This window comes from Calothrix sp. FACHB-168 (assembly GCF_963889195.1).
Taxonomy (GTDB): Bacteria; Cyanobacteriota; Cyanobacteriia; order Cyanobacteriales; family Nostocaceae; genus Aulosira; species Aulosira anomala_A.
This window is the reverse complement of the sequence record NZ_CAWPNJ010000001.1, coordinates 567313-580430: the sequence shown is the minus strand read 5'-3', so window position 1 is coordinate 580430 and position 13118 is coordinate 567313. Positions and strand designations below refer to the sequence as shown.

Here is a 13118-nt window from a genome sequence, read left to right as displayed (position 1 = left end):
TTTCTAATATTAATTATTGGTTAAATATTGGTTAATACAACATTAAACAACATGTATTTAATATATTAAAACAACCTTGTAAAATAGTGATTCTTATCACAATCGACTTAAATATTTAATTGATAATCAATGTTCTATTGGTTACAAGAGCAAATATCTTTTAAAGGTAAAGCGTGATGTTTAAGTTAGATAAAAATCGCCAAATTGGACATAATTATTCAGCTATGGAATTATCGAATGCTGAGAATTTGCTAAATACGCTACAACAATTGCGTCAGATGGTAATACAAGAGGGGGAGAAAATTTTTCAGGAATGGCGATCGCAGATCCAAAGGTCAACTTTTATCAGCAGTAGCAAAAATCTCGCCTATTATTTAGCCTTGCGGCGACACGATTTGCGTCCGTTGCAAGCAGCTTTGATACCTTGGGGTTTGTCTTCCTTGGGACGGATTGAATCGAGAGTATTACCAAATTTAGATGCAGCGATCGCAACTTTGGGTGCAATTTGCCAAGCCGATCCTAATTCATTACCTCATCGTCCATCATTAGAGGAATTTTTTGCAGGCGATCGCCTACTCAAAGAAAATACAGATGACTTATTTGGTAACAAACCTGATAATCGTCGGGTAAGAATTATGGTTACCTTACCCACCGTAGCAGCTAGCAATTATGAATTCGTGCGAAATTTGCTGCAACGTGGATGCGATTGTGTACGCATCAACTGTGCCCATGATAGCGCTACCGAATGGTCAGCGATGATTGCTAACGTGCGCATAGCCGAGAGAGAAAGAGGATATCCTTGCAAAGTGCTGATGGATTTAGCAGGCCCCAAACCGCGTATTGGCATGGCGATCGCGCCTAATTCTCCTAAGCGTTTATACAGAGGAGACGGTATCTTACTCACTGGTAATTTACCAACCACAATCTCCTCAGACTGCTTTCAAGCTAACTGTTCTATTCCTGAAGTTCTAGAACAATTAAAAGTTGGTGCTACTGTTTGGATTGATGATGGTAATATAGGTGCCCAAGTTGAATCCATCACACCCGATGGCGTTTTGTTACGCATCACTTATGCTGACTTAAAAGGTAACAAAATTCCCCACGAAAAGGGTTTAAACTTTCCAGATACAGATTTGCAGCTCAATCCTTTAACAGATAAAGACTTGCAAGATTTAGATTTTGTCGCAGTTCATGCGGATATAATTGGCTATTCCTTCGTCCAACAACCAGCAGATATTGAGCATTTGCAATGGGAGTTAGAACGCAGAAGGCCAAATCAACCCCCCGCAATTGTCGCTAAAATTGAAACACCGCAAGCTGTACGTAATCTTCCCGAATTAATTGTACAAGCAGCAGGTAAACAATCATTTGGAATTATGATTGCCAGAGGAGATTTAGCGATTGAAATTGGCTATCAACGGTTAGCAGAAATTCAAGAAGAAATTCTTTGGTTGTGTGAAGCAGCCCATGTACCTGTAATTTGGGCGACACAGGTTTTAGAAAAACTCGTGAAAAAAGGAATTCCCTCACGCGCAGAGATTACCGACGCCGCAATGGCAGAACGGGCGGAATGTGTCATGTTAAATAAAGGCCCCTTTATTGCCGAAGCTGTGACAATTTTGGATGATGTTTTAACCAGAATGGAAGCCCATCAACAGAAAAAAACACCCCAATTGCGGGCTTTAAATTCATGGTAAGTAATCACCGAGCAATTAAATGCGATCGCCATTATTTTTTGTTGGTGAAAAAACTTGATTGATTACCAAAACAAGCAACCAGAACATTAAACCTGTAACCTAATTCAACCTAGTCTCTCACGAAAAAATCTCATACCAATTTGAAAAAAGAATGCAACAGGCGGTAGGGGCATGGCATTGCCATGCCCTCTAGAATATAGTCATGTACTGCCAACATTATTTAAATTGGTATCACAACCAAATATGAAAAAAATTTGTATTTCCCATGCCCACTCGCCCTGAGCGAAGTCGAAGGGATGCCCCATGCCCATTCTCAACCTAGTATAACCATCCAAACAAAGTACGGTTAATACTCCAAAGAAGTGAAGTTTAGCTTGTTATATTTAAGAAGTCAGCAGCCAGTAAGCTGATAACTAGAACCAAGAAAAGCAATACCATCGCGGTATCAAGCAGTTATATTTGGGAGAAATTTAAGATATAAGCTCCCTTAACTATAAGTGAAAATGCCCTCACCCCCAAAGGTGGGGCTATAAATACGAAGCCTGCAAGAGCAGGCTTTGTTTGTATAGCAATAACCTCAAGGTTAAACTCCAAAAAATAAATTATCCAACTTGTAGGGGCACGGCATATACAAACTTTCGGTAGTACCGATATTTTATCGGTGCCGTGCCCCTACCCCCGTGGGTATTTTTTTTATTGGAAGTCCCTTATTGCATCAAAATTAGGATGCTTCCACCCTATATATATTTCTTGTCATTGATTAAATTTTTCCCTAGTTTTTAAACAAAAACTTTCGGCGTGAACAAGAAACTTTTTGCAGTAGCACTGGCTTTTTTAACATTTATTATGGTTATATTTGCGGCTTCTACCCAGAATTCTCAAAGCTTTTCTCAAGAAAACATTAATGAAATCTATGTATTCGGGGATAGTCTTTCAGATACAGGTAATATCTTCAAAGCTACAAACGGAGTTTATCCCCCTAGTCCCCCTTACTTTCAAGGACGTTATTCTAACGGGCCAGTTTGGGTGGAACATCTTGGTAATAAATTAGGCTTGAATCCTAGCAAGAATATTAATTTTGCTCTTGGTGGCGCGACAACTATTAACGGTACTGCTAACGGTATTCCTGGAGCATTATCACAAGTTAATAGTTATACAAAATCTCAACCAAAGATAAACCCAAATGCCCTGTACATCCTTTGGGCTGGAGCCAATGATTATCTTTACGGTACGACTAGCACTAATGGCGCGATCGCCAATTTATCAAATGCACTTGATTCCTTATTAACAGCCGGGGCGAAAACAGTTTTGGTGGCTAATTTACCAGATTTAGGAAAAATTCCCGCTACTTACAATACTGCAAAAGCTAACAGCTTAAGTGCAGTCACCAATCAACATAATTTAGAGTTGAGTAAATCGATTAATGCCTTGCAACAAAAATTTGGCCCTAATAAAAATATCATCCAATTCGATACTAATCGCCTCTATCGAGATGCAATTACCCAACCTGCACAATTTGGATTTACTAATGTGACTGCTTCTTGTTTATCTAATGTTAATAGCTGTAATAATCCAGACCAATTTCTATTTTGGGATGCTATTCATCCGACAACAGCCGCACATCGTATATTGGCAGATGCAGCGTTAAAAGCTATTTCTGTAACGCGATAAATACTCGCAACACATTAATATAATCTAGAGGGCATGGCAGTGCCATGCCCCTACCATCTTTTGCATTCTTTTTCAAATTGATCTACTTAATTAATCAACTATTAATTAATTGTTCTAATGTAACTTGCAAATCTTGTGTTAACTGACTTGCAGCGCGTCTAGTGGCTTGGCGATCGCCTTGGGCTTTTGCAGCACGTTCTGTCACAGAAATTGGTTCGCCTATGGTAAGCTTGGCTGTTCGCCAACCTAAACGCGGACGCGCAGGTGTTTTTGTATCGCTAATTCGTGACAGCATATCAAATATAATCAATGTCACTTCAGCGAAGCGTTCCGCCGTTGGTTGCGCTTGCAGATAGTTAGTAGTCACAGCTACAAAACTTTCGACTAAACGCATGTGTCGCATTCGTAAATCTGCTTCTTCTGCAATCCAGTCTGCTAAACCTCGTCGCATGGGAGATAAAGCCGCGATATCCGCTACATCTTCGCGGTAAATGTAACTCCAACCAGCTTCTTCTAACCGACGACAGCGATCGATAAAATTGCCTTGAGCCTGAACATTAAAATATTCCTCTGGTACTTGTAAAGCTGTATCCATGAGGCGATGGAGACGGGAATTGATATCTTGATTTGGGATATCAGTCAAATTTTTATGATAGAAACGGCGGTAAAATTCCTCCATTTCGGAAATTACATGTTCCGCCAATCGATAGAGGCGTTGATAATAAATTTCTGGTTGTGCATTGATACTATGATCAATTGGCGATAATGATAACCCGCTTTTAGCTTCTAATTTTTGCAATAACCATTCCAGCTTTGCCCAAGGTGGGTTAACGTAGCGATACTGAATAGCAACGGGTACAATCAACACTGTTTCTGGACGCTGTGCTTTAGCTAAGTCTTCGACACACCAAAATCCCAATTGAGAAACACCGGGTTCTAAAGGACTAACAAAGCCACTATGACCATTAGTACCGCCTTCTGGTGCAACTGCGATCGGCATATTACTATTAGCAAATAAATCCCTAGCTGTTTGGATCGCTTGTCTATCTAAGCGCTTACCCCGGCGAATGGCTACACCCCCTAAACAAGAGAAAAACCACCCCAGCCAATCCCCAGCCCACAAAGTCATCCCTCGGTCATAAAGAAAATGAGAATGAACTGGATATGCTAATTTTATTCCCTGCTGACGAGCAACTTGTGGCACAATCCGCGATAGTAGATAAAACATACATAATGGATCGTCTACCTCTGGATGGCGAAAAGCTAGTAAAAACCTAATTTTGCCAGCTTGGAATTGTTGATAAAGCGGAACTAATACCTCAGCATTTTTAGCTTCAATTTGGACGATACCAGCAGGTAACCAAGGCCGCAACCGCAAGCGCAGCAATAATGGTAACAACCATCTAGTAATCTGGAGTATGACTGCATTAAAGCGCGGAGGAATAAATTTTAGTGGTGGTTGAATGGATTGAATGGATTTCGGCAAGTTAAACTCCAGATGATGTTTTTTAGCGTCGCCTCCTTGATTTTGACACTTTTAAAATTGAGCGATCGCCAATAGTTCACCAACAGTTTATTTACATGCTTACTTTCTATAATTAACACACCAGTCAAAATGGTCACACTTGTTGTAGTTATAAATACTTTAATTTCTTTCCTATTATTTTATATTGCTTGGCGCGTATGGAAGTTTAAGCGAATATTGCGCCTGATATCAGATACATTAACTAACTATGAAAAATGTAGTCATGCATTATTATATACAGCCCCAGAAAAAATTTATTGTTTGCAGCAGAATATTCATCATCTAAGACAAGGAAATCAACGCCTAGAGCTACAAATTCAGCAAATACGGCAAATTATGAGCCTGTTGATTTTAGGAAGACAAATCTGGCAGCGTTATCTGAGTAGCAAGCTATTAACATTACAGCAAATTCGCAATTCTTAAAGCTGAGAGGACAATTGTACAGACGCGATGAATCGCGTCTCTTCTTGCCCCATGCCCCATGCCCAATGCCCCATGCCCCATGCCCCATGCCCTTTAATAAATAAAATCACTGGAGTCTTGCAAGGAAAGAAAACCCACCTAAAATGAGTGTAAGGAGAGAAACCAATATAAAAATGTCTAACAACCGTTCTGGAGTATTTATTGGCGGTATGATGCTAGGAGCAACTATCGGAGCCTTAACCGGGTTGCTTGTCGCTCCACGCACAGGCCGCGAAACACGTAAACTATTAAAAAAATCTGCTGATGCTTTACCAGAATTGGCAGAAGATTTATCAACAAGCGTACAGTTACAGGCAGATCGTCTTTCTGCCAATGCATTACGTAACTGGGATGAAACATTAGACCGGCTGCGAGATGCGATCGCAGCTGGTATTATTGCCTCTCAAAGAGAAAGCCAAGTCTTAAAACGGCAAAACGTTGTTGAAACTCACCACAGCGATGCGCAAACAGAAGAAGACTCCGATTCTCTTACCCAGCATCTAGAACGTTAATAGATAGCATAACCGTGACCGATCCCCTGTTTTGGCTGGGACTTTCCATACTTTTAGTCGCTGCTAGTCTCACGGCTGTTTTAGTAGCGGCTATTCCTGCATTGCAAGAAGTCGCCCGTGCCGCTCGCAGTGCCGAAAAATTCTTTGATACCCTTTCACGGGAATTACCGCCAACTTTAAATGCGATTCGCACTACAGGCTCAGAAATTACTGATTTAACCGATGATGTCAGCGAAGGTGTCAAAAGCGCCAGTCAAGTGGTTAAACAAGTCGATCAAAGCTTAGATGGTGCCAGAAAACAAGCTCAGAATATTCAAGTCAACACGCGCAGTATTTTCGTGGGTGTAAAAACCGCCTGGAAAACCTTCACCCGCCCAAAACCTTCTCGACGCTCATCTTTTGAGCGCTTACCGATTCCTGAGAAAAAACCTTTAAATCTACGCGATCGCGAAACACTCAGATCGGAAAATCGCCGTTCTAAATCAGAAATATACACCAATAATGACGGTTATGGCGACAATCCTGACTGGGAAAAAAGTTTTGACGACCAAGAGTAACTAGGGGCTAGGGAGCAGGGAGCAGGGAGCAGGGGGCAGGGGAGATAAAGTATTGATACTTAACAACTGACTATTGACTATTGACTATTGACTATTGACTATTGACAACTGACAACTGACAACTGACAACTGACACCTTATAGATTAATTACCCAAGATTAGAGTAAAGTAAACAAGTGTAAAGAACTATCACTTTTCCCGTACCTTTTAAAACAACTTGTTCACTTCTACTGTTGATATTTGTATAAAAACGTCCATGCAGTCTTGTTTTTGGCGACGAATTATCCTATCTATTGCAGCATTTTTCTTGGCTGGGTCAATTTGGGCGATGCATACTCCCCCAGCACTGGCTTATGACAATCCTGAGTTATTACCCAGTACACCAACTCCAGTTGTAGACTTAGCCAAATCGCTCACTGATGTACAAGAAGAAAAGCTCGTTCACGATTTAGAGCAGTTTGAAACAGAAACTGGTTGGAAATTGCGAGTATTAACCCAATATGACCGGACTCCGGGTCGAGCAGTCATCAATTTTTGGGGATTAGATGACAAAAGTATTTTGTTAGTTGCTGATTCCCGTGGTGGTAACATTCTCAGCTTTAGTGTGGGTGACGCAGTTTACGAACTTTTACCGCGAACTTTTTGGATAGAATTACAAACCCGTTTTGGTAATTTGTATTTTGTCCGCGAACAAGGTGAAGACCAAGCTATTCTGCAAGCCTTAGATTCAGTTAAAGGTTGTTTAGTTAACGGTGGTTGTAAAGTTGTTCCCGGTTTACCGAGAGAACAATGGATTCTCACCCTGGTTACATCGGTTATTGGCGGTATAGTCTGCGGATTTGCATCTCAACCCCAGCGCGAAGGGCAAATTTTTTCATGGCAATGGGCTTTAATTTTTTCGCCTTTATGGGGGATTTTGTTTATTGCCTTCGGTATTGGCCCGGTTGTAACCAGAACTAGCGATTGGCTACCTTTATTCCGTAATATCGCTGGATTCCTCATCGGGGCTTTAGTAGCTTATCTCTCACCAGTTTTCAATCGTCCTTCTTCCAACGCTGAATCTTAAGGAGATTAGCAGAAAATATTATATCAAACGTGATTGTGCCCTTAAACACTGTGCCCTTTAACATGTGCTGAGAGCGAAGTTGAAGGGCACTATTCTCGGAATGGTTTGAAGCTGATAAGCTGAAAGCTGAAATTGAGAGAGCGAAATAATAATGGAATGGCACGTAACTGATGCTCAAAGTTTAGCAATTATTGATGGTGAAATTGGCGATCATGTATTTTCACCAGCAGAGTATGAAATTGTCCGGCGAGTAATTTACGCCACAGCCGATTTTGAGTATAAGTCTTTAATTCGCTTTTCTGAACATGCTTTACAGGCTGGTGCAGCAGCCTTAGCGGCACGTAGCAGTATTGTTGTAGATGTGCCCCTAGTACAAGTAGGCATTAGCTACGATATTCAAAATACCTTTGCCAATCCGGTATATTCTAGTCTGGAGACTCCCATCCGTCCGCAAAAAGAAAAAAGCCGCGTAGCTGGGGGAATCGAAACTTTAGCGCAACGTTATCCAGAAGGTATTTTTGTGGTAGGTCAGGCGCAAACGGCGCTAACTACACTCGTGGATTTAATTGAAGCAGAAGAAATTAGACCAGCTTTGGTAATTGCAACTCCCGTAGGATTTGTGGATGTGGATGTTGCTAAAGAACGCTTACAAGAATCCTTAGTACCAAATATTACAATTGACAGCCGCAAGGGAAATGCGGTTGTAGCGGCGGCAATTATGGATGGGTTGATAGACTTGGCTTGGCAAGCTTACGGACAAGACCAGAAATAAGGGACTTCTAACTCAAAAATCCTATTGCTTTATAGGCAGGAGAGCAGGGGAGAAAAAAGTTGTGAATTAATATTCATCTTCATAATCTTCATCCCGCCGTCTTTGTGGACGACGACGGCGACGCGGCCTATCTTCGTCTGCATCTTCACGCAAGCGAATGCTAACTTCGCTAAAAAAATCCTGTCGCACATAAGGGTAATCGCTCACCCACAAATCGCGATTCGGAATATAAACATCACTGAATTCTTCAATTCTGCTTAAATCTGGGCGGTTAGACATGACTACCATTTCGGCAACTAGTCCCCGATTAATTACTTTGTAAGCAGGTTTTAGTGGTGCGTCAAACTCAATTGTAAATCCTGTATCATCGCCGATTTCTAAGTTAATTCTTTTTTCTCGGTTTTCGACAATTACTAATTCCCCTTTACTATTAACAGTTTCTTGTTTACCAATCAACCGATCTGTAATCCACCAATCTAGTATTCGACCCCGGAAAAAACCGCAGTACTTGTAACGACGGCATTTGGAATTCCGGATACTTGCCTGAAACACGGGATACCACAGCCAAAAAAATGCGCCAATTATCCCCAGGATAAATACGATGAGATCAAACTCAAACTTGAATAAGACTTTGACTAGTAAAATCACAACTACAGCAACTACAGAAATTAATAGTCGCTGTATGAAGCTGGAAAATTTTCCCCAGTAGTACTTATACTGGGGGCCACTGGCGATTAAAGGAATGACTTGTTCAAATTTTTGTCGAGTCAGTGGGACAAGCATTTTGGTTGATTAATGGGCATGGGGCATGGGGCATGGGGCATTGGGCATGGGGCATTGGGCGGGACAGGGGCATTGGGCATGGGGAACAAACAATTCAAAATTGAAAATTCTTCTGTGTTCCCTGTTCCTTGTTCCCTGTTCACTCTGAAAACTGACCATTACCCTTGAAGTTTATAGTAGCTTTTCTAATCCATATACTAATGACTTTAGCTGTATGACCTTGCGAATTGCCAGTAGGACTCCTGGCATATAACAAGCGCGATCGCTTGTATCATGTCTTAAAGTGTAAATTTGACCAGCTGCGCCAAAAATTACTTCCTGGTGGGCAATTAATCCCGGTAAGCGCACGCTATGAATGCGAATGCCTTCTTCTGCTAAACTACCCCTAGCTCCAGCGATTTTTTCTGTTTCTTCAACAACGGCAGGGTTAAAAGTTTTACCCATTTCCCCTAGTAATTGTGCGGTCTGAATTGCTGTACCGCTAGGCGCATCGGCTTTTTGATTGTGATGTAGTTCGATAATTTCTACATGATCGAAATATTGGGAAGCGGCGATCGCGGCTTGCTGTAGCAGTACCATACCAATGGAGAAGTTGGGAATAACTAAGCAGCCTGTACTGGCTTTATCGGCAAAGTCTGCTAAATCTTGCAGTTGTGCTGGACTTAACCCAGTAGTTCCCACTACAGGACGAATCCCGTAAGCGATCGCGCTACGAACGTTGTCATAAACTGAATCAGGATGAGTAAAGTCTACCATTACCCCTGGCGGCCCTTGTCTGTCCCCAGCTACATACCCCAGCATTGGTTCTAATTGATTGGTAATTGGTATTTCTAAGGGTTCGCTTAAACCAGCCAATTCACCAGCATCTTTATCTTGATGTTCCGGGCTATGATCGATTGCACCCACTAGGTTTAAGTCTGGTGCTTGCGCTATAGCTTTTACCACTTCACGGCCCATTTTGCCAGCAGCACCATTAACAATTACTGGGATAGGAGCTTGATTCGTCATAAATTGAGCATAACTTTTTTAACCAACAAAGGAATTGTAGAGCAATCTCTCCATTGACAGTGATTTTATGTAGTTAGGTTTTTAATTATCGGTAAATTAATCAAACACTGGTGACCAAATTTCAGCAACAACTACTTCCCAACCAGGAAGTAAATCAGGGAGAGTTAATACATCACCATCTCCCAAGATGATTTGTTCGCCAGAACGGTAAACTTCCAAAGTTCTAGTTTTGGGGTCAATTAAAATGCCAATTTGAGTACCCAAGCTAATAAATTCTTGAATTTTTTCGCGGAGTTTATTGATGGAATCAGTCTTAGACTTAACCTCAACTACTAAATCTGGAACTAACTCTGCGTAGTCTTCTGTAGAACGTTTGAGTCTTTCTGCACGTACAAAAGACACATCTGGTGCGCGTAAATCTGTGTTGGGTAATTTGAAGCCAGCGCTAGAACCGACTACACGCCCAAGTTTACGTGGTCTGACCCAATTCCCCAAAATTCGGGAAAACTCTGTTCCTACTTCCTCAGATTCATAACCAGATGGACTCATGATCACTATATTGCCATCAACTAATTCCATACGATATTCAGGATAATTTGCCTGCACTTTCTCCAGGTCTTTGACAGTAAGAGACATAAGGACTCCGGAAACATCTGAATTTATTTTGGCATTTCTACGGTATGGGGGCTAGGGACTGTGGGTTAGGGAGTTCTGAGGCAAAATTCTCTCACCACTATTAGAGTCAAAGACAAACAACTGATTTAAATCTAATTGTAAAGTTAAGCGATCGCCTGGACGCAACCGCACGCCACCACCAAGCTGCACGTTCAATAATGCTGATGAATTGGGTAAACTGACGCGAATCAAAGTTTCCCTTCCCAAAGGTTCTACTACCTTGACTTCCACCATCAACTGTGATGAGTTAATAACTGTGTCATCTGGGCTTACTTGTGGCTGTGGTTGGTGAATGTGAATATGCTCTGGTCTAATTCCTAAATCTACACTTTGACCTTGAGATAATGGTAATCTTGCTTGTAAATCTGGAGGAATTTCTAATAATTGCCCGCTAATATTAAACCCTGAATATTGATAAATTGCTGGTAAAATATTCATTGGTGGATTGCCTAAAAAAGATGCCACCATTTGATTAGCGGGTAGAGCGTAAATACTTTGAGGATCGCCAATTTGTTGAATTCGCCCGCGATTTAACACCACAATTTTATCTGCCAAGGTCATCGCCTCAACTTGATCGTGGGTAACATATATAGTTGTAATGGCTAGATTTTGATGCAGTTGTTTTAACTCTGCTCTCGTATCATCGCGTAATTGGGCATCTAAATTAGACAAGGGTTCATCTAATAAGAATACTTGGGGCTGACGGGCGATCGCTCTCCCTAAGGCTACCCGTTGTTGCTGTCCCCCAGACAGTTGTTTGGGTTTGCGATCTAATAGGTGTTCTAAAGAAAGCGATCGCGCTACATTAATCACCCGTTCCTGAATAATTTTCGCGTCAACTTTCCGCATCTGCAAGCCAAAAGCAATGTTTTGAGCTACCGTCATGTGCGGATATAGGGCATAGTTTTGGAATACCATCGCCACATCCCTTTGTCTGGCGGGGATGTTATTCATTAAGCGATCGCCGATAAACAGGTTACCAGATGTAGCTGTTTCTAAACCGGCGATCGTGCGTAAAATGGTCGATTTACCGCACCCTGAAGGCCCTACCAAAACCCAAAATTCACCATCGGGAATTTCAAAGGAAATATCCTCGATGGCTGTGACGTTGTTGAATCTACGTTTAATGTCTTCTAGACGAACATTTGTCATTTGTCATTTGTCAGTTGTCATTTGTCAGTTGTCAGTTGTCAGTTGTCAGTTGTCCTTGAGAAATCAGGACTCATGAAGATACCAAATTGGATTATTTAGTATTGTTGGAGATTTCTAGATTTTCTCACGCTGAGAAGTTTCATCCCCAGTCTAAAATCTAAAATCTAAAATCCAAAATCTAAAATCCAAAATTGGTATGATGACTACTTCCAAGCAGGATGAGCAAATAAAGCAGCAATGACGCGCACTCCACGTAATTGATTAGATAGAGGTAAATGGCCTTTCGGGGCGCTTAATTCCCAAATAAATTCATGAGGATAGCGTGTCCAATTGTTACCATTTTTCCAGCCTATTTTCGGCCAAAAATTATCCCAATTTTTCCCCAAACTTAACCAAATTTCTCGCTGTACGGAAAAGCCAAATTTACCTTCAGAGTGGACTAACCACAGCTGATTAATGGTTTGTAAGTCAATAATGGGGAAACTGTCAATTTCGGTAAAATACAACCATTTTCTTTGTAAAGCTGCTGGGCCTGCTAATTCACACATCTTTTGGATGGTGAGACGATCTGCTGCTTGGAAGTCTTGACTAGCCAATAGCTGCTGTAAGGGATGGTAATCTATCCCGCAGTCTGATTTTAGAGGTACAATGCCCTCAGGAAAAGAAGAAAGCAGAAATTCTTTGGCTAATGGTGCATCAGAATTGTAAAGTACTTGGTAGGCTTTGCCATCAATCCAAGTTGCCGGGGTGTCAGAACGTTTCCGTAAGAATTCTATCAATACATCCAATCCCTCATTACCCAAGTCAGCTAACTTTGAGATAATTTGTTGTTGGACTTGAATAGACCCAGCGATTAACGTTTGTCGGAGGGAGTCGATGTCATTAGCAGGGCCTGATACAATCATTGGGTCTGTCATGCCAATTACTCGTTTTAGCGGGTGCGTGAAAAAGCGATCGCTATAAGGTTTTACCAAAAGTGAAACACTGATAGCGAAATGTAGTTTACTATTTTTGATCGTACAAAATTGCGATCGTTTCACTTCATCCCATACTTGAAGTCCTATCAGGGGATAATCTGCGCTTCAATAGGTAGGGGCAGAAGAAGCAGGAGAGCAGAGGAGGCAGAGGGGGCAGAGGAAGCCCAGGAGATACCTATTGCCCCAATGCCCAATGCCCAATGCCCCATACCCCTTGGGCTGAGCGAAGCCGAAGCCCTAATCCCAACAGCCAATCAATCA

13 protein-coding genes are annotated in these 13118 nt (G+C 41.6%); 7 read left to right on the top strand and 6 right to left on the bottom strand.

From position 1 onward, the window contains the following. The first annotated feature begins 176 nt into the window (after positions 1-176). Positions 177-1697 carry a pyruvate kinase gene (locus AACW45_RS02405; RefSeq protein WP_190627225.1) on the top strand — a complete coding sequence of 507 codons (1521 nt, stop codon included), beginning with the start codon at positions 177-179 and terminating at the stop codon, positions 1695-1697. Positions 1698-2495: 798 nt separating this feature from the next. Further along, positions 2496-3368 carry an SGNH/GDSL hydrolase family protein gene (locus AACW45_RS02400; RefSeq protein WP_190627223.1) on the top strand — a complete coding sequence of 291 codons (873 nt, stop codon included), beginning with the start codon at positions 2496-2498 and terminating at the stop codon, positions 3366-3368. Positions 3369-3462: 94 nt separating this feature from the next. On the opposite strand, the gene AACW45_RS02395 is transcribed toward AACW45_RS02400, so the two are convergent. Further along, complete coding sequence (locus AACW45_RS02395) at positions 3463-4854, bottom strand: 1-acyl-sn-glycerol-3-phosphate acyltransferase (RefSeq protein ID WP_190627221.1); 1392 nt, start codon at positions 4852-4854, stop codon at positions 3463-3465. A gap of 129 nt (positions 4855-4983) precedes the next feature. On the opposite strand from AACW45_RS02395, the gene AACW45_RS02390 reads away from it, so the two are divergent. The 5 genes from AACW45_RS02390 to AACW45_RS02370 all read left to right on the top strand — a co-directional run bounded on the left by AACW45_RS02390 (position 4984) and on the right by AACW45_RS02370 (position 8262). Continuing rightward, positions 4984-5316 (top strand): hypothetical protein, encoded by a 333-nt coding sequence (locus tag AACW45_RS02390; protein ID WP_190627219.1) that lies wholly within the window; start codon positions 4984-4986, stop codon positions 5314-5316. 173 nt (positions 5317-5489) lie between these two features. Then, complete coding sequence (locus AACW45_RS02385) at positions 5490-5867, top strand: YtxH domain-containing protein (RefSeq protein WP_190627217.1); 378 nt, start codon at positions 5490-5492, stop codon at positions 5865-5867. A gap of 14 nt (positions 5868-5881) precedes the next feature. Then, on the top strand, positions 5882-6424 hold the full coding sequence (locus AACW45_RS02380) for a DUF948 domain-containing protein (RefSeq protein WP_190627215.1): 543 nt from the start codon (positions 5882-5884) through the stop codon (positions 6422-6424). Positions 6425-6680: 256 nt separating this feature from the next. Further along, on the top strand, positions 6681-7490 hold the full coding sequence (locus AACW45_RS02375; protein ID WP_096643952.1) for a TPM domain-containing protein: 810 nt from the start codon (positions 6681-6683) through the stop codon (positions 7488-7490). A 151-nt stretch (positions 7491-7641) separates the two neighbouring features. Next, positions 7642-8262 (top strand): precorrin-8X methylmutase, encoded by a 621-nt coding sequence (locus tag AACW45_RS02370; protein ID WP_190543978.1) that lies wholly within the window; start codon positions 7642-7644, stop codon positions 8260-8262. Positions 8263-8328: 66 nt separating this feature from the next. On the opposite strand, the gene AACW45_RS02365 is transcribed toward AACW45_RS02370, so the two are convergent. The 5 genes from AACW45_RS02365 to AACW45_RS02345 form a co-directional block, all read right to left on the bottom strand. Beyond that, positions 8329-9045 carry a phosphate ABC transporter permease gene (locus AACW45_RS02365; RefSeq protein WP_190627213.1) on the bottom strand — a complete coding sequence of 239 codons (717 nt, stop codon included), beginning with the start codon at positions 9043-9045 and terminating at the stop codon, positions 8329-8331. A gap of 171 nt (positions 9046-9216) precedes the next feature. Then, positions 9217-10053, bottom strand: coding sequence for a 4-hydroxy-tetrahydrodipicolinate reductase (gene dapB, locus AACW45_RS02360; protein ID WP_190627211.1), 837 nt, complete (start codon positions 10051-10053; stop codon positions 9217-9219). 96 nt (positions 10054-10149) lie between these two features. Continuing rightward, positions 10150-10689 carry a Uma2 family endonuclease gene (locus tag AACW45_RS02355; RefSeq protein ID WP_190627209.1) on the bottom strand — a complete coding sequence of 180 codons (540 nt, stop codon included), beginning with the start codon at positions 10687-10689 and terminating at the stop codon, positions 10150-10152. Positions 10690-10740: 51 nt separating this feature from the next. Beyond that, positions 10741-11880: an ABC transporter ATP-binding protein gene (locus AACW45_RS02350; protein WP_190627207.1), complete on the bottom strand. Its 1140-nt coding sequence runs from the start codon at positions 11878-11880 to the stop codon at positions 10741-10743. A gap of 203 nt (positions 11881-12083) precedes the next feature. Then, entirely contained in the window at positions 12084-12797 is a 714-nt protein-coding gene (locus tag AACW45_RS02345; protein ID WP_190627515.1) for a GUN4 domain-containing protein, read from the bottom strand. Positions 12798-13118 lie beyond the last annotated feature (321 nt).